Below are 18,313 nucleotides of genomic sequence, written 5' to 3' on the forward strand. Positions count from 1 at the left end.
TACCCTGTGTTAATATCGCGCCCCTGTTCATTTGTATGTGGGTTGCTCCATGAAGTTGTCCATGCCGCGTTTCGATCAAGCCCCTGTCTTGGTAGTCGGCGATGTCATGCTCGACCGTTACTGGCATGGCGGAACCTCACGGATTTCCCCTGAGGCGCCGGTGCCGGTGGTCAAGGTCGAGCAGATCGAAGATCGTCCGGGCGGTGCCGCAAACGTTGCCTTGAATATTGCCGCGCTCGGTGCGCCGGCGTCGCTGGTCGGGGTGACCGGTGATGACGAAGCCGCCGACAGCCTGGGCAACAGTCTCAAGGGCGCTGGTGTACGCGCGTTGTTCCAGCGCATTGCGCATCAGCCGACGATCGTCAAACTGCGGGTCATGAGCCGGCACCAGCAGCTGCTGCGTATCGACTTCGAAGAACCGTTCGCCACCGATGCGCTGGCCCTTGGCTCGCAGGTCGATGATCTTCTGGAAGGTATCAAGGTGCTGGTCCTTTCCGACTACGGCAAAGGCGCGCTGAAAAACCATCAGGCGCTGATTCAGGCGGCACGGGCGAAAAACATCCCGGTGCTGGCCGATCCGAAAGGCAAGGATTTCTCGATCTACCGTGGCGCCAGCCTGATCACGCCGAACCTCAGCGAATTCGAAGCGATCGTTGGCGGTTGCGTTGACGAACACGAACTCGTCAGCAAGGGCGCGACGCTGATGCACGACCTCGAGCTGGGCGCGCTGCTGGTCACTCGTGGCGAACACGGCATGACTCTGTTGCGCCCTGATCAACCCGCATTGCACTTGCCGGCCCGCGCCCGCGAAGTGTTCGATGTGACCGGTGCCGGCGACACGGTGATTTCAACCCTTGCCGCCGCCATTGCGGCAGGCGAAGACCTGCCTCATGCCGTGGCCTTGGCCAACCTGGCTGCGGGTATTGTGGTCGGCAAGCTCGGTACGGCCGCCATCAGCGCCCCGGAACTGCGTCGCGCCATTCAGCGTGAAGAGGGTTCCGAGCGTGGCGTGCTGGGGCTTGAGCAGTTGGTGCTTGCCGTCGCCGATGCCCGTGCTCACAACGAAAGAATCGTTTTCACCAACGGCTGCTTCGACATCCTTCATGCCGGCCACGTGACCTATCTGGAACAGGCGCGGGCTCAGGGCGATCGCCTGATTGTCGCAGTCAATGACGATGCTTCGGTCAGTCGCCTGAAAGGCCCTGGTCGCCCGATCAATAGCGTCGACCGACGCATGGCGGTGCTGGCAGGTCTGGGCGCGGTGGATTGGGTCATCAGTTTCCCGGAAGGTACGCCTGAGAACCTGCTGCGCGAGGTCAAGCCTGATGTGCTGGTCAAAGGCGGCGATTACAGCATCGATCAAGTGGTCGGCGCCGATATCGTGACCGCTTACGGCGGCACCGTGAAAGTATTGGGACTGGTGGAAAACAGCTCGACGACGGCGATTGTCGAAAAAATCCGCAGTCGCTGATCAGATGAATCTTTACCGTTGTGTACCGCGTGTGAACGGATTTTGCCTTGGGGATCTCACCGTTTCCGTTGAAGTTGGCAGGCTTGAATCCGCTGCGCTTGCCTGCCTACGTTACGTGGTCATTTAACTTATGAAAGTCATGCTCCTGGTGATGGACGAGCAGCGGGTCATTCTCGATCGGCTCTATGACATCGTTCAGCAGAACTGCGATGAATGTTTCATCTATCGTCTGAGCAAGCAGCAGCAGATGAACCTCGGAGCTTTTCTGACTTCGGTCGAGTACCAGACCTTCGACCGCGTGGTGATTTTCTCCCGGGTCAAACGTCTGGCTCCGCAATTGCGGGTGCTCAAGTGTATTCCGGGCCTGGTGTTTCTGGAACACGATGCTTATCAGAACTACATGCCCGCCAGTAAGTATCGTGGCGTGTATTCGCGTCTGTATAGCCGCTTGCCGAGCTGTCGGGCGCTGGTCTCCGGTGCGGTGGTCGCGCGCAAGATGCTGGCGGAGGGCATCGATACGGTGTTCGTTTCCAAAGGCTACGACGAGCAGATGCTACACAACACCGGTGTTGAGCGAGACATCCCGATCGGCTTCCTCGGCAGCTTGAAAAGTACCGAGTACGCCGAGCGCAAGGCCATGCTTGAATCGCTCTCGCGGCGCACCGGCATGCTCGTGACCCGCACCAAGTCCGGCGCCGAGTACCTGGAAACGCTCAATCGCATCAAAATCTTCGTCAGCGCCGACATAGGCATGAACGAATTCATGATCAAGAACTTCGAGGCTATGGCGTGCGGCTGTGTGCTGCTGGCCTGGAGCCAGGGCGAAGAGGACCGATTGCTCGGTTTCGAAGACATGCACAACACCGTGTTCTACCGCAGCGAAGACGAGGCGGTGGCGAAGATCAAACTGCTGCAGGACGATCCCGAACTGGCACAACGCATTGCCAGCAACGGCCAGGCGTTTGCCGAGAGTCGCTATTCGTTTGCTCGGGTCGGCCAGGCACTCGCCGAAGCCATCCAGCGCGAGATGCGCCCATGGCAGCCGCCGTCGGGTTTTACCCGGTTCTGGGTCAAGCTGCGTTACGGCATGAAGGTACCGACCTGAATGACGGATGACGACATGGCGCTGGATGCGCTGCCCGGTGGCGACCAGTCGGTTTTGCAGGCCTTGCCCGATGCACTTCGTGAATGCCTGAGCCGCGCCGCGCGAGTTGTATTGATCGCCAATAATCCCGCCATTACCGCAGCCGACTTCGCGGCGCTGAACATCGGCGTCAATGATGTCGTCGTCAGTTTCAATCATTGCATCAAGGCATCGCTGCTCAACGCGCAAAGCGTCAACGTCTTTGTGCACGGCTACAACGCGCCGGATGCCTACTTTTTCGGGCTGCCCTGCAGCGCGGACGTGCAGCGATTGTTCGACCGCGCGGGCGAGCGCTGCTTCACCATGCTGGTGGGTTGTGCGGCGCCGATGTGCCCGCTGCCCCGCGTGGCAATGTACTGGGATCGCATCCCGTTACCGCCGCTGTGGAACTACCCGGTCGACCGCCCCGGCGGCAAGCGTTATGTCGGACCGTCTACAGGTTTCAACACGCTGGTGCTGTTCGACTGGCTACGCGAGCATGTCGGTTATTCCTATCAGCTGATGACCCTGGGATTTTCCAACGAAGCGGGGAAGTTGTGGGGCGGGCATGCCTGGGATTACGAGCGGGACTGGTTGCAAAAGTCCGCTGTCATTGTCATACCGCTGCAACCTCGCCACTGGTGGCAGAGACTATTTCAGCGCAAATAAGCGACGCTGCAGCCGGGTACCCGCTGGCCCGAATCACTTTTCATAGGTGCAATCGAGTGTTGAAAATTGCCGTGGCATTTTTCGGGATTCCGAGGAATTCCCAGATTTGCTTCCCCTCCATCGAGCAGAACGTATTGGCACAGTTGCCTGCGGGCAGCGATATCCAGTGCTTTTATCACTTGTATAAAGTCGATGAAGTGCAGAATTCGCGTTCCGGCGAGAAGGGGGAGCTGGCGGCTGACAACTATCAGCCCTTCGAATCGATGACCGGCGCTCTCACCTCGACCGAAGGTGTGCTGGAGCGTTGGGATTTCGATCAGGTCAAGGCACAGGGCGATACCTGGGCCGATGACTATGCGTCGTTGCGCAACCTGATTTATCAGCTCAACTCGTTGTACACCGTCACCGGCGAAATCGAATCCTTCAATCCGGATTTCGTTGTTTTTGTGCGGCCGGACAATTTCTTCCACACCCCACTGCCAGCCTACGTGTTCAACCATGCCGAGGCGCGGCGGCACAACGTTTATATTCCGGACTGGCAGTGGTGGGGCGGTCTGAATGACCGGTTCGCCGTATGCGGGCGCGATGCGTATGTCGCCTACGGCAAACGCATCGAACGCATCTTCGATTTCTGCCAGGCGACCGGCCGCAAGCTGCACTCCGAGCGCTTGCTCAAATACGCGCTACTGGAGGCGGGCGCCAAGGTTTGCACACTGCCGATCCAGGCCTCTCGCGTGCGCATCACCGGCGCATTTGCCGAAGAGTCGTTCTCACCCAAGCGTGGCATGGGCAAGCGCGAAAACCGTTACTTTCACTTCTTCGCGACGTTGCGCACCTGGTGGGATCGCCGCCGCTAGCGGCTTGCGCGTTTCCTGCCCAGCCCGACCAGGCGCAGCGCCTTGATGCTCAACTGCTTGAGGCCGGTGCGGGGTGCCTTGGCCGGTTGCAGGCCCTGTTGCACCAGCCAGTCCTTCCAGCGAATGCGCTCATCGTGCACGACCCAGCCCTGTTGCGTCGCGAAGCTCTCGGCCAGATGAATGCCGCGAGTGCTGGCCGGTATCAACTTGTCGCGTTTGAGGATGAACAGCTCCGCAGTTGGCGCGCCGTCCTTAAGGGGCATCAGATACAGGTCGGGCCGCTTGCGGTCGAGCCGCGCGACCAACTGATCGCCCTCCAGGCGTTCATCGACATGAAACAGACTCAGGGACTTGGCTTCCTTGGGCACTTCCAGGCGCAAGTCGTAGATCAATTGCAGCGACGCGGTCGGTAGGTGCACGTAGGCCCGTGGTCGCTCCAGCAATTGCAGGTTGGCGCAGCGCACCGGACGCGCCGAACCGGACAATGGAGTCAGGCGAAACGGCAGCGCCTCACGATAGTGCAGCGCAGCGGAGTAGGGTGCCGGCAGCCAGGTTTCGTTGAAGCGCCCGCCGAGCCAGCCTTCCGGGGTTTCCAACAGGCATTCTTCGGCAATTTCCTGAATTGCTGTGTGCAGCGGAATGTTCAATTCGTGGGCCGGCACGTAGCCGGAAATCAGCTTCAGCACCACATCGCCGCGATCCTGCCGGCGTTGGCGTACCAGCACCCAGTAATCGCGATTCTGCCAATGCAATGTCAAGCGCACGGATACGCCGAGGTTGGCCAGTTCCAGCGCAAAGCGCTCGCTGTCGGCGACGCTGACCGGTTTGCGCCGTTGCAGGGTCTGGGCGAAATTCAGCGGCATGCCGACGCTCTGATAGCTCAGGCCCTCGGGCGTGGCTTCGACGAATAATGGCAGCGTCTTGAAGTTGCTCGGGTTCTTGCGGATGAGCGTGCGCGGCATATCGGCTCCTGCTTAAGGCCGCGGGGCGGCGTCAGTGACCACGCAGGACCTGGGCAACGGTCGCGGCGTTATGGGCGAGGTGCAACGGATTGATCGTGCCGACAATAGCACTGGCGACGCCGGGCTGAGCGAACAGCAACTCGAAGCTGGCGCGCACCGGATCGACTCCGGGGCTCAGACAGACATGCCCGCTGGCCAGGGCTTTTTTTACCAGAATGGCTTTGGCGTGGGCAGCAGCATAGTCAATGACTGCCTTTTCGTTTTGTTCGTTCAGATTGTAGGTGACCATCGCGCAGTCGCCTTGCTCCAGCGCTTTCAAGCCGCCTTCGACGGTTTTGCCGGAAAACCCGAAGCCGCGAATCTTGCCCTCGGCCTTCAGCGCCGCGAGGGTGGCGTACACCTCTTGGTGCTCGAGGATGGCCATGTCGTTGCCATCGGAGTGCACCAGAATCAGATCGATAAAATCCGTTTCCAGACGTTGCAGGCTGCGCTCGACCGACATCCGCGTGTGCGCGGCGCTGAAGTCATGGCGCGACACACCGTCGGCAAACTCTTCGCCGACCTTGCTGACGATCACCCAGTCCTGACGCTGACCACGCAGCAGCGGGCCGAGACGTTCTTCGCTGCGCCCGTAGGCCGGCGCGGTATCGATCAAGTTGATGCCCAGATCCCGCGCCTGACGCAGCAGCATGCGCGCTTCGTCATCACCGGGAATCTGGAAACCATTGGGGTATTTCACGCCCTGGTCGCGGCCGAGTTTGACCGTGCCCAGACCCAGCGGCGAAACCGACAGGCCGGTGCTGCCCAGCGGGCGATGCAGCTCGTGCAGAGTAGCGATGGTCATGGCAGCAGTTGCTCCCAGGCGGGCACGCCGAGCGGCGGTTTCGGCAGTGGCGGCAACGGCTCGGTCGCTTGCGGCTGGATGCCGTCGCGTTGCAAGGACGCGATGACGCGATCGGCGAAGTCCGGCGCCAGGGCCAGTTTGGTCGGCCAACCGACGAGCAGACGACCTTCCTCGGCGAGGAACGCGTTGTCCGGGCGGGTCAGGCCGGTTTGCAGCGGTTCGGCGCGGTCGACGCGCAGCGTGGCCCATTGCGTGGTGCTGAGGTCGATCCACGGCAGCAATTGGGCGATTTCCTGTTGCGCGGTGGCGATCTGTTCGGCCGGCTCGCGGGCCACGCCTTCGCTTTCGGCAATGTCGCCGCCCATGTACCAGACCCACTGGCCGTCAGCCGCCGGGTGCGTGGTCACAGTGATGCGCGGCTTGGTGCCGCCGCCCAGGCAGTGGGCGTACAGCGGTTTCAGCCCGGGGCCTTTGGCGAGGATCATGTGCAGCGGCCGGCGTTGCATGGCCGGCCGGCTCAGGCCCAGGGCTTCGAGCAATTCGGCGGTACCGGCGCCGGCGCTGAGGACGATGCGCTGGGCGCGGATCTCGCGGCCGTCGACTTTCAGGCCCACCAGCACGCCCGCTTCCAGCAGCGGCTCGATGACCTGACCGGCGAGCAGACCGTCACCGGCCAGCTCGGCCAGACGCTGGATCAGGCTCGGTACGTCGACCACCAGTTCGGCGAGACGGTAGACCTTGCCCTTGAAACGCTTGTCTTGCAGGGCCGGCGGCAGTTCGTCGCCCTTGACCTGATCGACCCGGCCACGCACGGCTTTGCTGGCGAAGAAACTGGTGAGGTTGCCGGCGAGGGTGCCCGGCGACCACAGGTAATGCGCTTCGGACAGCAGGCGCACGCCGGACAAGTCCAGCTCGCCATTGCCGGCCAGCGCCTCGCGCCAGCGGCGCGGCATATCGGCGATGGCTTCCGAGGCGCCGGTCAGCGCACCGTGCAGCGCGTATTTTGCGCCGCCATGGATGATGCCCTGGGACTTCACGCTCTGCCCGCCACCGAGGCTGGCGCTTTCCACCAGTACGGTCGAAAAACCCTGGCGGCGCAGGCGCGCATTCAGCCAGAGGCCGGCGACACCAGCGCCGACAATCAGAACGTCGGTGGAAATAACGGATGGCATGCAGCGACCTCAGTGTTCAAGACGAGGGCGCAGTATACAGACTCGGGAAAAGGGCGGATTTGTCGATGATCAACTGGCTGAGCGCGAAACCTGTAGGAGTGAGCCTGCTCGCGATGGCGGTGTAGCAGGCGACATGAATGTTGAATGACAGACCGCTATCGCGAGCAGGCTCACTCCTACAGGGGAGATGTGTTTGTGGTTAATGCCCCGCGGTCTTGGAGAACAGCTGAATCACAACGACCCCCAGCACGATCAACGCCATCCCCAGCATTGCCGGTACATCGAGCTTTTGCCCGTAGATAAACAGCGCCGCGACGCTGACCATGACAATGCCCATCCCCGCCCAGACAGCGTAGGCAACGCCCACCGGTACGGTGCGTACCACCAGCGTCAGCATCCAGAACGCAATCGCGTAACCGACAATGACCAGAATCAATGGCAGTGGCGTGCTGAAGCCTTTGACCGCTTTCATCGAAACGGTGGCGATCACTTCGGCGCAGATGGCGATGGCCAGATAGACGTAGGCGTTCATGATTTCAATCCCTCAGATAAATCGTTGCTTGCTAAGGCGACATTCTAGGGATTGCTCAGATGGGGTAAAGTCATTACCTATCTGTTCTGAAGATGGGTTTGAAGCCGGCATGCAATGGAATCTTGAGCAGTTGCGCATATTTGTCGACGTTGCCGAGCAACGTTCGTTTTCCGCCGTGGCGCGGCGGCAGCGCAAGGCGCAATCGGCGATCAGCAGCGCTGTGGCGATGCTCGAAGCGGATTTGGGCGTGAGCCTGTTCGAGCGCAGCAGTGGCCGCCAGCCGACTCTTACCGAGGCGGGCGCGGCATTGCTGGAAGAGGCCCGCGAAGTGTTGCGCCAGTGCGAGCGCCTCAATGGCCGCGCCATGGCCATGCTGCGCGGCCAGGAGGCGCAGCTACGTGTGGCCCAGGACGAGGCGATGCCGTATCAGGCACTGGTGGAAAGTTTCGGCGAACTGGCCGAGCAGTTTCCCAGCCTGGAAGTGCAACTGACCAGCGCCGCCCAGGGCGAAGTCGCGCGAAAACTGGTCGAGCGTCGCGCCGATCTCGGCCTGCTCTTCTATCACGATGAAATCCCCGAGGCCCTTGAGCGCCGCGTGCTCGGCAGCGTTGAAATGGTCACGGTCTGCGGCGTCAAGCATCCGCTGGCGCAGCAGCCTTACGTGACCTGTCAGCAACTGGCGCAACATCGGCAACTGCTGATGTCGACGCAGACAAGCGTCTACCCCGGCAACGAGCCGGCCAGCCCACAGGTGTGGCGCGCCGACAGCTTTTACGTGATGTCCGAATGGCTGGTGCGCGATCTCGGTTGGGCGTGGTTGCCGCGCCACGTTGTGCAGTACTCGGCGTATCAGGGCCTGATGGTCGAGCTCGACAGCGAATGGACGCCGCCGGCGCTGGTGGTGGAGCTGGTCTGGCGCCGCGACGAACCGCTCGGCCCGGCCGCACGCTGGCTGGCGGAACGTTTTGCCGTGCACTTGCGGGCGATCGGCGACAAAAGCCGATAAACTCCGCCGCCATGAATAGAACTCTCTACACCGCGCTGTTTTATCTGGGGCTGCCATTGGTGGCGATTCGGCTGTGGCTGCGCGCGCGCAAGGCGCCAGCGTATGCCAAGCGCATTGGCGAGCGCTTCACTTACGGCATGCCGACCTTGCAGCCCGGCGGCATCTGGGTGCATGCGGTGTCGGTGGGCGAAAGCATTGCTGCCGCGCCGATGATTCGCGCTCTGCTGGAACGCTATCCGACGCTGCCCATCACCGTGACCTGCATGACCCCGACCGGCTCGGAACGTATCCAGGCACTGTTCGCCAACGAGCCGCGCATCCAGCATTGTTATTTGCCGTACGACTTGCCCTGCGCAGCGGCACGCTTTCTTGATCGCGTGCAGCCCAGGCTTGCAGTGATCATGGAAACCGAGCTGTGGCCCAACCATATTCATCAATGTGCCAAGCGCGGGATACCGGTCGGGCTGGCCAATGGACGCTTGTCCGAGCGTTCGGCACGTGGTTATGGGCGCTTGCGCAAACTCACTGCGCCGATGCTGGCGGAAATAAGTTTGTTCGCCATACAGACCGAGGCCGAAGCCCAGCGCTTCCGTGATCTCGGCGCACGTGCGGAAACAGTGGAAGTCACCGGCTCGATCAAATTCGATCTGACAATCGACCCGCAACTGCTGCAACGTGCGGCCGAATTGCGTAGCCAATGGCAGGCTCAGGATCGTCCGGTGTGGATCGCCGCCAGCACCCACGAAGGCGAAGACGAAGTGGTATTGAATGCCCATCGTCGCCTGTTGGCCTGTCACCCGGATGCATTGTTGATTCTGGTCCCACGCCACCCGGAACGTTTCAACTCGGTGTTCGAACTGTGCCAGCGCGAAGGCTTCGCCACGGTGCGCCGTTCGACTGGGGCCAATGTCGATCCACAGACTTCTGTGCTGCTTGGCGACACCATGGGCGAGTTGCTGTTTCTCTATGCCCTGGCCGACAGTGCCTTTGTCGGCGGCAGTCTGGTCCCGAGCGGCGGGCACAACCTGCTCGAACCTGCCGCGCTGGCAAAACCGGTGCTCAGCGGCCCGCACCTGTTCAACTTCCTCGATATCGCCGCGCAGATGCGCGAAGCCGGGGCGTTGGTCGAAGTCGATGACGCCGAAGGCTTGGCGATTGAAGTGCAGCGCTTGTTCGAATTGCCGCGTGATGCGCAGCGCATGGCTGAGGCCGGGCTGGCGGTGATGCGCCGCAATCAGGGCGCGTTGCAGCGTTTGCTGGATGGCTTGGGCAGGTTGATCAAGTAAGTGAAAAGATCGCAGCCTTCGGCAGCTCCTGCAGGGAAATGCATTCCAACTGTAGGTGCTGTCGAAGGCTGCGATCTTTGCTTTTAAGGCTTAAGGCCGCGCCTTGAGCTGCGCCTCGGCAGCCTTGGCCAGATCCGGCGGCAGGAAGTCCTTGTCCGGGTTGTAATCGGCTTTCAGATAGCGCCGCAGATCTTCCAGATCACCCGGGTTCAGCGTGCCCGCCGCCTGCTTCAGGCGCAGGTTGTCGAGAATGTAGTCGTAGCGCGTGTTGTTGTAGTTGCGCACCGAGGTGTACAGCTGGCGCTGCGCGTCGAGGACGTCGACGATGTTGCGCGTACCGACCTGATAACCGATTTCAGTGGCTTCCACGGCGCTCTGGTTAGAGATGATCGACTGGCGACGCGCCTGCACCTGCTCGACGTCGGTGTTCACCGCGCGGTGCAGATTGCGGGTGTTTTCCACTACCTGCCGGCGCAGCGATTCGCGCTGCTGTTCGCTCTGATCCAGTTGCGCATAGGACTGACGCACTTGCGAACTGGTCAGCCCGCCGCTGTAGATCGGAATGTTCAACTGCAGGCCCAGGGTGCTCTGCTCGACGTTGCCGCCGTAGGGCACGCCGAAGGAATTCGGGTTGCCGAAACCCAGTGCGTCGTTGTCGCCTTTCTCGTATCTCGCCACCGCGTCGAGGGTCGGCAAGTGGCCGGCCTTGCGCTGCTTGAGCGTCTGCTCGGCGGAGCTGACCGCGTAGTTGCTGGCGAGCAGATTGAGGTTCTGCCGCGCCGCCGTATCGACCCAGGATTTCGCATCGTTGGGCGCTGGCGGCAGGATCGGCAGCGTATGGACGATGCCCTGAATCGAGTTGTACTGACGGTTGGTCAGGGTGATCAGCGCTTCGAAGGCGTCATCGACCTGACGCTGGGCAACGATGCGGTTGGCCCGTGCGGTGTCGTAACTGGCCTGCGATTGCAGCACATCAGTCTTGTCCGAGAGGCCGACATCGAAGCGCTCGTTGGATTGATCGAGCTGACGTTTGAACGCCGCTTCTTCAGCCTTGGTCGAGGCCAGATTGTCCTGGCTGCGCAACACATTGAAGTAGCTTTCGGCGCTCTGCAGGATCAGGTTCTGTTCAGTGGCCGAGAGCTGCAGCGCGGCCTGTTCGTTGACGTCCTTGGCGGCCTGGTACTGGAACCAGCGATCGGCGCGGAACAATGGCTGCGCCAGCGTCGCCTGATAGGAGTGCGCGCTGCGGTTGGCAATGGCCGAGGGCTGGTCGATCGAGGTGCGCACGTCGGCGACTTCGGCGCCACCGGACAGGTTCGGCAACAGACCGGCGCGGGCCTGCGGCACCACTTCTTTCTGCGCACCGTACTGGGCGCGAGCCGCCGCCAGATCGGCGTTGTTGTCGACCGCTTCCTGGTAGACGCTGACCAGATCGGTTTTGGTCGACAAGGGTGCTTCCGCTGCCCAGGCCATTGTGTTGGACGCACAGGACACGGCAACAGCCAGTGAAAGTTTGCGCAGCATGAGGCGATCCCTAGCATGAATATTATGGAAGTAATCCGGGCGCCAAAGGTAAGGCGCAGCCCGCACAGCGTCAAGGCTGAGCGGGGCAAAGCGAGTGTAGTTGCGCATTGCTCCGGCAACAATCGGGCAAGTCTGTGTATTTACGCCATTCATCATGGCGTTCGCTGCGGTGTTGGCGTTCCTCGGCGGTTGTGTCTAGACTGGCCGGGTTCTTGTCGGGGTGCCTTGCTATGAGGCTGAGATCGAATAATTTCGGATCCCGTTGAACCTGATCAGGTTAGCGCCTGCGTAGGGAACAAGATTTCTCGTCACCCGGCGAGTCCTCTTGTGCTTCGTCCGGGATATTGTTCGACAATCGAACGCTCGACGAATGCACAGCACCGGTCCTGGTGCGTCCGTGCCTTTCAGGTTCTGCTCCGACAATCCACTGCTGGATGCTGTCTGGAGAGCCCGTGATGACAACAAAAGAAAAAAACGCGATCAACCTGAGTGACTCGGCCAAGGTCGACGAGCAATCGGTCAAGCCGTTCACCCGTTCGCAAAAAATCTACGTTCAGGGCTCGCGCCCGGACATCCGCGTGCCGATGCGCGAAATCAGCCTCGATGTAACCCCGACCGACTTCGGCGGCGAGATCAATGCGCCCGTCACTGTCTACGACACCTCCGGCCCGTACACCGATCCGAATGTCATCATCGATGTGCGCAAAGGCCTGGCCGATGTGCGTTCGGCGTGGATCGATGATCGCGGCGACACCGAGCGTCTCGCCGGTCTGAGCTCCAACTTCGGCCGCGAACGCCTGGCCGATCCGGAGCTGACCAAACTGCGCTTCGCCCACGTCAACAATCCGCGCCGCGCCAAGGCCGGGCACAACGTCACGCAGATGCATTACGCACGGCAGGGCATCATCACGCCCGAGATGGAGTTCGTGGCCATCCGCGAAAACATGAAGCTGGAAGTGGCTCGCGCCGCCGGCCTGCTCGATCAGCAACACCCCGGCCACAGCTTCGGCGCCAGCGTGCCGAAAATCATCACCCCCGAATTCGTCCGTGACGAGATCGCCCGTGGCCGCGCAATCATCCCGGCCAACATCAACCACACCGAACTGGAACCGATGATCATCGGCCGTAACTTCCTGGTGAAGATCAACGGCAACATTGGCAACAGCGCCCTGGGTTCTTCGATCGAAGAAGAAGTGGCGAAACTGACCTGGGGCATTCGCTGGGGCGCGGACAACATCATGGACTTGTCCACCGGCAAGCACATTCACGAAACCCGCGAGTGGATCATCCGCAACTCGCCGGTGCCGATCGGTACCGTGCCGATCTATCAAGCGCTGGAAAAAGTCGGCGGCGTTGCCGAAGACCTGACCTGGGAGTTGTTCCGCGACACGCTGATCGAACAGGCCGAGCAGGGCGTCGACTACTTCACCATCCATGCCGGAGTTCTGCTGCGTTACGTGCCGCTGACCGCCAAACGCGTGACCGGCATCGTCTCCCGTGGCGGCTCGATCATGGCCAAGTGGTGCCTGGCGCATCACAAGGAAAACTTCGCCTACACCCATTTCGAAGAAATCTGCGAAATCATGAAGGCCTACGACGTCAGCTTCTCGCTCGGCGACGGCCTGCGTCCGGGCTCGATTGCCGACGCCAACGACGCCGCGCAATTCGGTGAGCTGGAAACCCTCGGCGAGCTGACCAGGATCGCCTGGAAGCACGATGTGCAAACCATGATCGAAGGCCCGGGCCATGTGCCGATGCAATTGATCAAAGAGAACATGGACAAGCAGCTCGAGTGCTGCGACGAGGCACCGTTCTACACCCTCGGCCCGCTGACCACCGACATTGCCCCGGGTTACGACCACATCACTTCCGGCATCGGTGCGGCAATGATCGGCTGGTTCGGTTGCGCGATGCTCTGCTACGTGACACCGAAGGAGCACCTCGGTCTGCCGAACAAGGATGACGTGAAAACCGGGATCATCACTTACAAGATCGCCGCGCACGCAGCGGACCTGGCCAAGGGACATCCGGGCGCGCAGATTCGCGACAACGCACTGAGCAAGGCGCGTTTCGAATTCCGCTGGGAAGACCAGTTCAACCTCGGCCTGGATCCGGACACCGCGCGTTCCTATCACGACGAAACCCTGCCGAAGGACTCGGCCAAGGTCGCGCATTTCTGCTCGATGTGCGGGCCGAAATTCTGCTCGATGAAAATCACCCAGGAAGTCCGTGAATACGCGGCCAACCAACGCATCGATGCGGTCGACGTGGACGTCGCCAAAGGCCTCGCGGAACAGGCCGAGCGGTTCAGGAAGGAAGGCAGTCAGCTGTACAAAAAAATCTGACCTGGCCTGAGAAGGCCCCTTCGCGAGCACGCTCGCTCCCACTTTGGAACGCGTTCCTCTGTAAGAGCGAGCCTGCTCGCGAATGCGGTCGACACAACAACAATTGTCCCTCTGAGATAACACCCTTGAGCATTCAACCCGGCACCTATTCTCCCGACCTCGCCGTACCCGCCGATCGGCGTGTCTTTGGCGGGCGCGATCTGTTTTCCCTGTGGTTCTCCCTCGGCATCGGCCTGATGGTTTTGCAGACCGGCGCATTGCTCGCGCCGGGTCTGGGTCTGTCCGGTTCTTTGCTGGCGATCTTCCTCGGCACGCTGGTCGGCGTGCTGTTGCTGGCTGCAGTCGGCGTGATCGGCAGCGACACCGGCCTGTCATCGATGGCGGCGCTGAAGCTCAGCCTCGGCCGCAAAGGCGCGAGCCTGCCGGCATTGCTGAATCTGCTGCAACTGATCGGTTGGGGCTCGTTCGAAATCATCGTCATGCGCGATGCTGCCAGCCTGCTCGGCACCCGTGCCTTCAGTGAAGGCTCGCTGTGGGCCAATCCGATCCTGTGGACGCTGTTCTTCGGGGCGCTGGCGACCTTGCTCGCGGTGAGCGGGCCGTTGACGTTCGTGCGGCAGATTCTGCGCAAATGGGGCATCTGGCTGCTGCTCGCGGCGTGCCTGTGGCTGACCTGGAACCTGTTCGCCAAAGCCGACCTCGCGGCACTGTGGGCGCGCGCCGGTGACGGTTCGATGCCGTTTGCCGTGGGCTTCGACATTGCTATCGCCATGCCGCTGTCGTGGCTGCCGCTGATTGCCGACTACTCGCGTTTCGGCAAACGTGCGAAGAACGTATTCGGTGGCACGGCGGTGGGTTTTTTCATCGGCAACTTCTGGCTGATGAGCCTTGGCGTGGCCTACACCCTGGCGTTCGCGCCGAGCGGTGAAGTCAACGCGCTGCTGTTGGCCTTGGCTGGCGCCGGTCTGGGCATTCCGCTGTTGCTGATTCTGCTCGACGAGTCGGAAAACGCTTTCGCCGATATTCATTCGGCAGCGGTATCGAGCGGGATTCTGTTGCGCCTGAAAGTCGAGCACCTGGCCTTGGCTATCGGCGTGATTTGCACGCTTATCGCTCTGCTGGCGCCATTGGCGCAGTACCAGAATTTCCTGTTGCTGATCGGCTCGGTGTTTGCGCCGTTGTTCGGCGTGGTGCTGGTCGATCACTTCATCCTGCGCAAGCGCAGTGCTCAGGTCGCTTCAGCCGCATTGCGCTGGCCGGCGTTGCTGGCGTGGCTGGGTGGGGTCAGCACTTACCACTTGCTGGCGAATCTGTATCCGGATGTCGGCGCCACCCTGCCGGCGCTGGTGCTGGCAGGGCTGCTGCAATTAATCCTGGGCCGGGCTTTCAGTTACGGCCGGGAAACAGCTCAGGCTTGAGAATGCCGTTCAGGCGCGGATAAGGAATCTTCAGTTCGACGTGGCCCAGCGCGTAAGGCGCGATGGTGGTCACGTCGTACTTGAGGATCACGCCACCGTAGGTCAGCGCCACGTGCGGGGTTTTCACGAACGGCCAGTTCGCGACGAATTCAGCCTCCTGATCGAGTTTGGTGCTGATCAGCCAGCTGTTGTGCGCCACTTGCGCGGCTTTCCAGAACGCCTCTTCCTGACCCGGCAGCAACATGTCCGACAGGTTCAGCACCTTGTGCTGCTGGCGCGAATAGTTGATGAAACCGCGACCCGGAGTGCCATGGGCGCCGCCGGTGTCGAGGTAGCTCGAGAGCTCGATGATCACCAGTCCGTCATGCTGCTCGCGTACTTTCGCTTGCAGGTAGCTGCTGTTGCGCGGGCCGGCGCTGGCCAGGAACTGCTCGCGGTAGGCGGCCAGGGTTGGCGCTACGGGTGCGTTCTTCTCGGTGCGGGTCATTTGCAGCAGACGCTTTTCGATGATGCCGTCCAGTGCCGGCTCATCCGGGAAGCGCAGGGTGTCGATGTTCACCAACGGGCAATCGGGGTTGGAACAGCCGGGTTTGAGTTGTTCCGAGGCGTCGCGGGTGGTTTCCAGCGGCGTGCGATAGTTGGGCTGGAACAGGCTGGCACAGGCGCCCAGAGTCAGGGCAATAGCGGCCACAGAGGCGATTTTGAAAAGCGACATGGGCGTCCTTTCGAAAGCAGGGGAAGGCGAAAAGTTACCGCTTCGACTCTCAACGAGGCAGTCAGTTCGCCACTAAGCTAATTAGAGTGGGTTTCACTGTCACCGTCCATCCCGCTGACGGTAAAGGGGCTGCATCAAACGGTGCGGGCGCGTTAGGATGGCGCGAAGTCGAGGTTGCCGGTAACGCACGCAGCCTCGTGATGGATGTGCAGTAAAGAGGATGCTTATGACTGACTTTGCCAACGCCATTCCGACCGCCGTCGATATCGTGCGGCGCGAAAAATGCTACGAGGGCTTCTACAAGCTCGACCGTGTGCACCTGCGCCATGAGTTGTTCGCCGGTGGCATGAGCCGCGAGATCAACCGTGAAATCTTCGTGCGCCATGATGCCGTCTGCGTGCTGCCTTACGATCCGCAGCGCGATGAAGTGGTGCTGATCGAGCAGTTTCGCGTCGGCGCCATGGGCAAGGCCGACAACCCGTGGCTGGTCGAACTGGTCGCCGGTCTGATCGACAAGGATGAACAACCGGAAGAAGTTGCTCACCGCGAGGCGCAGGAGGAAGCTGGGCTGGACATCAAGGCGTTGTGGCCGATGACCAAGTATTTTCCGTCGCCGGGTGGCAGCAACGAGTTCGTGCATTTGTATCTGGGGCGTTGCAGCACCGACGGCGTCGGCGGTCTGCACGGGCTGGAAGAAGAGGCTGAAGACATTCGCGTAACGGTCTGGGCATTCGAAGATGCCTTGCAGGCCGTTCGTGACGGACGTATTGCCAACGCGGCGAGCATCATCGCCTTGCAGTGGCTGGCGCTGAACCGCGCCGAAGTGAGGGGGCTATGGTCGTAAACAAGCTGCGCGATCGTTATCGGGTTGACCTCGTGGGGCTGCAAGCCGCCTGCGAGGCCAACTACGCGCGCCTGATGCGACTGCTGCCGGACATGCGCAACGAACCCGAGGCGCGGCGTATCGCCGTGACCCAGGGCGAGCAGATGCTCGGCGTGCTCGCCCTCGAAGTGCTGCAGACCTGCCCGTACACCACGACGTTGCAGGTGCGCCAGGAGCACAGCCTGCCTTGGTTGCCGGTGCCGCAGCTGGAAGTGCAGGTCTATCACGACGCGCGCATGGCCGAAGTGGTCAGCGCCGAACATGCACGACGCTTTCGCGGCATCTATCCTTACCCGAACGCCGCCATGCACCAGCCCGATGAGAAGGCCCAGCTCAATGTGTTCCTGGGCGAATGGCTGAGTCATTGCCTGGCGCTGGGGCACGAGTACGAAGTCGTTCGCTAGTTGTGAACTGCGTCCGCTTCGGCGGTTTCCCCTTTGTGTCATCCCCCAGCATAATTGCCGCACCCATTCATTGCGTGCCTTAGCCCGGGAGAACGCTTTGTCCAGCGTATCGACATTGACCAGCGCCGACCCGGCGCTGCTGGTGCAGTTGTCCGACAGCCACCTGTTCGCCGAGGTGGACGGCACGCTGCTGGGCATGAAGACCCGCGAGAGCCTGCAAAAGGTCATCGACCTGGTGTTGGCGCAACAAGCGCAGATCGACCTGGTGCTGGCCACCGGCGATATTTCCCAGGACGGCACGCTGGAGTCCTATCAGGCCTTCCGCCAACTGAGCGCGCAGATCGATGCACCGGCGCGGTGGATTCCCGGCAATCACGACGAGCCGATGGTCATGGCCGAGGCGGCGGTGCAGAGCACGTTGCTGGAGCCGGTGGTCGATATCGGTAATTGGCGGGTGACGATGCTCGATTCGGCCGTGCCGGGTTCGGTGCCGGGGTATCTGCAGGACGACCAGTTGCAGTTGCTGGCCCGGGCGCTGAGTGAAGCGCCGGAGCGCCATCATCTGGTGTGCTTTCATCATCATCCGGTGTCGATCGGCTGCGCGTGGATGGAACCGATCGGCCTGCGCAATCCTGAAGCGTTCTTTGAAGTGCTGGATCGCTTTCCGCAGGTTCGCGCGGTGCTGTGGGGACATGTGCATCAGCAAATCGACTGCGAGCGCAATGGCGTGCGCTTGATGGCCTCGCCTTCGACGTGCATCCAGTTCGAGCCGGGGAGTGCGGATTTCAAGGTCGGCGAGCAGGCGCCGGGGTATCGCTGGCTGCGGCTGTTGCCGGATGGGCGTCTGGAAACCGGGGTTGAGCGCGTTACTGATTTCGAGTTCACCATTGACTACGGCTCCAACGGCTACTGAACTGACAATCAAAAGCCCCTCACCCCAGCCCGGAGGGAGAGGGGGCCGACCGAGGTGTCTTTCGCGATCCGCCGACCTGCAACGGCGGTGGCGATTATGGATTCGCCAAATCACTTTCAGGTCGGTGTATCTCTTCAATATCCCCCAATCAGTCCCCTCTCCCTTTGGGAGAGGGCTAGGGTGAGGGCC

At 61.4% G+C, this 18,313-nt stretch carries 17 protein-coding genes and 1 riboswitch; of the genes, 11 read left to right on the forward strand and 6 right to left on the reverse strand.

Annotated elements, in window-relative coordinates:
- Nucleotides 1-49: 49 nt before the first annotated feature.
- The 4 genes from hldE to J2Y90_RS08395 all read left to right on the forward strand — a co-directional run bounded on the left by hldE (nucleotide 50) and on the right by J2Y90_RS08395 (nucleotide 4,120).
- Nucleotides 50-1,471: a bifunctional D-glycero-beta-D-manno-heptose-7-phosphate kinase/D-glycero-beta-D-manno-heptose 1-phosphate adenylyltransferase HldE gene (gene hldE, locus J2Y90_RS08380; RefSeq protein WP_253498424.1), complete on the forward strand. Its 1,422-nt coding sequence runs from the start codon at nucleotides 50-52 to the stop codon at nucleotides 1,469-1,471.
- A gap of 130 nt (nucleotides 1,472-1,601) precedes the next feature.
- Nucleotides 1,602-2,576, forward strand: a complete 975-nt coding sequence (locus J2Y90_RS08385) for a glycosyltransferase (RefSeq protein WP_253498427.1) — start codon at nucleotides 1,602-1,604, stop codon at nucleotides 2,574-2,576.
- 15 nt (nucleotides 2,577-2,591) lie between these two features.
- Nucleotides 2,592-3,263: a hypothetical protein gene (locus tag J2Y90_RS08390; RefSeq protein WP_253498430.1), complete on the forward strand. Its 672-nt coding sequence runs from the start codon at nucleotides 2,592-2,594 to the stop codon at nucleotides 3,261-3,263.
- Between the two features lie 56 nt (nucleotides 3,264-3,319).
- Nucleotides 3,320-4,120 carry a hypothetical protein gene (locus tag J2Y90_RS08395; protein WP_253498433.1) on the forward strand — a complete coding sequence of 267 codons (801 nt, stop codon included), beginning with the start codon at nucleotides 3,320-3,322 and terminating at the stop codon, nucleotides 4,118-4,120.
- On the opposite strand, the gene J2Y90_RS08400 is transcribed toward J2Y90_RS08395, so the two are convergent.
- The 4 genes from J2Y90_RS08400 to J2Y90_RS08415 all read right to left on the reverse strand — a co-directional run bounded on the left by J2Y90_RS08400 (nucleotide 4,117) and on the right by J2Y90_RS08415 (nucleotide 7,630).
- Nucleotides 4,117-5,082, reverse strand: a complete 966-nt coding sequence (locus J2Y90_RS08400; RefSeq protein WP_253498436.1) for a metal ABC transporter ATPase — start codon at nucleotides 5,080-5,082, stop codon at nucleotides 4,117-4,119. The two genes, J2Y90_RS08395 and J2Y90_RS08400, sit on opposite strands and share 4 nt — an antisense overlap.
- A 31-nt stretch (nucleotides 5,083-5,113) precedes the next feature.
- A complete protein-coding gene (locus J2Y90_RS08405; RefSeq protein WP_253498439.1) occupies nucleotides 5,114-5,926 on the reverse strand; it encodes an aldo/keto reductase in 813 nt (270 codons plus the stop codon).
- A complete protein-coding gene (locus J2Y90_RS08410) occupies nucleotides 5,923-7,098 on the reverse strand; it encodes an NAD(P)/FAD-dependent oxidoreductase (RefSeq protein WP_253498443.1) in 1,176 nt (391 codons plus the stop codon). Before J2Y90_RS08410 ends, J2Y90_RS08405 begins: the two co-directional genes overlap by 4 nt.
- 199 nt (nucleotides 7,099-7,297) lie before the next feature.
- On the reverse strand, nucleotides 7,298-7,630 hold the full coding sequence (locus J2Y90_RS08415; RefSeq protein WP_253498446.1) for a DMT family transporter: 333 nt from the start codon (nucleotides 7,628-7,630) through the stop codon (nucleotides 7,298-7,300).
- Between the two features lie 109 nt (nucleotides 7,631-7,739).
- Here J2Y90_RS08415 and J2Y90_RS08420 point away from each other — a divergent pair, with 109 nt between their 5' ends.
- A complete protein-coding gene (locus J2Y90_RS08420) occupies nucleotides 7,740-8,636 on the forward strand; it encodes a LysR family transcriptional regulator (protein ID WP_253498449.1) in 897 nt (298 codons plus the stop codon).
- 11 nt (nucleotides 8,637-8,647) lie between these two features.
- Nucleotides 8,648-9,922, forward strand: coding sequence for a lipid IV(A) 3-deoxy-D-manno-octulosonic acid transferase (gene waaA / locus J2Y90_RS08425; RefSeq protein WP_253498455.1), 1,275 nt, complete (start codon nucleotides 8,648-8,650; stop codon nucleotides 9,920-9,922).
- Nucleotides 9,923-10,012: 90 nt separating this feature from the next.
- On the opposite strand, the gene J2Y90_RS08430 is transcribed toward waaA, so the two are convergent.
- Nucleotides 10,013-11,446: a TolC family outer membrane protein gene (locus J2Y90_RS08430; protein ID WP_042607778.1), complete on the reverse strand. Its 1,434-nt coding sequence runs from the start codon at nucleotides 11,444-11,446 to the stop codon at nucleotides 10,013-10,015.
- A 206-nt stretch (nucleotides 11,447-11,652) separates the two neighbouring features.
- A riboswitch (TPP riboswitch) is annotated at nucleotides 11,653-11,758 on the forward strand.
- Between the two features lie 143 nt (nucleotides 11,759-11,901).
- Between J2Y90_RS08430 and thiC the strand changes: the two genes are divergently transcribed.
- Together thiC and cytX are read left to right on the forward strand one after the other, a co-directional pair.
- Nucleotides 11,902-13,791, forward strand: a complete 1,890-nt coding sequence (gene thiC / locus J2Y90_RS08435) for a phosphomethylpyrimidine synthase ThiC (RefSeq protein WP_253498456.1) — start codon at nucleotides 11,902-11,904, stop codon at nucleotides 13,789-13,791.
- Nucleotides 13,792-13,916: 125 nt separating this feature from the next.
- A complete protein-coding gene (cytX, locus tag J2Y90_RS08440; protein WP_253498457.1) occupies nucleotides 13,917-15,209 on the forward strand; it encodes a putative hydroxymethylpyrimidine transporter CytX in 1,293 nt (430 codons plus the stop codon).
- On the opposite strand, the gene J2Y90_RS08445 is transcribed toward cytX, so the two are convergent.
- Nucleotides 15,178-15,924 (reverse strand): RsiV family protein, encoded by a 747-nt coding sequence (locus tag J2Y90_RS08445; RefSeq protein ID WP_016771974.1) that lies wholly within the window; start codon nucleotides 15,922-15,924, stop codon nucleotides 15,178-15,180. The genes cytX and J2Y90_RS08445 overlap by 32 nt on opposite strands.
- 226 nt (nucleotides 15,925-16,150) lie before the next feature.
- Between J2Y90_RS08445 and J2Y90_RS08450 the strand changes: the two genes are divergently transcribed.
- The 3 genes from J2Y90_RS08450 (at nucleotide 16,151) to cpdA (ending at nucleotide 18,124) form a co-directional block, all read left to right on the forward strand.
- Nucleotides 16,151-16,768, forward strand: coding sequence for an NUDIX domain-containing protein (locus J2Y90_RS08450; protein WP_024011344.1), 618 nt, complete (start codon nucleotides 16,151-16,153; stop codon nucleotides 16,766-16,768).
- A complete protein-coding gene (locus tag J2Y90_RS08455; protein WP_016771972.1) occupies nucleotides 16,759-17,211 on the forward strand; it encodes a DUF1249 domain-containing protein in 453 nt (150 codons plus the stop codon). Before J2Y90_RS08450 ends, J2Y90_RS08455 begins: the two co-directional genes overlap by 10 nt.
- Nucleotides 17,212-17,308: 97 nt before the next feature.
- Nucleotides 17,309-18,124: a 3',5'-cyclic-AMP phosphodiesterase gene (gene cpdA / locus J2Y90_RS08460; protein WP_253498467.1), complete on the forward strand. Its 816-nt coding sequence runs from the start codon at nucleotides 17,309-17,311 to the stop codon at nucleotides 18,122-18,124.
- The last annotated feature ends 189 nt before the right edge of the window (nucleotides 18,125-18,313 follow it).

It is taken from the genome of Pseudomonas koreensis, assembly GCF_024169245.1.
In the GTDB taxonomy this organism is placed as follows: domain Bacteria; phylum Pseudomonadota; class Gammaproteobacteria; order Pseudomonadales; family Pseudomonadaceae; genus Aquipseudomonas; species Aquipseudomonas koreensis_F.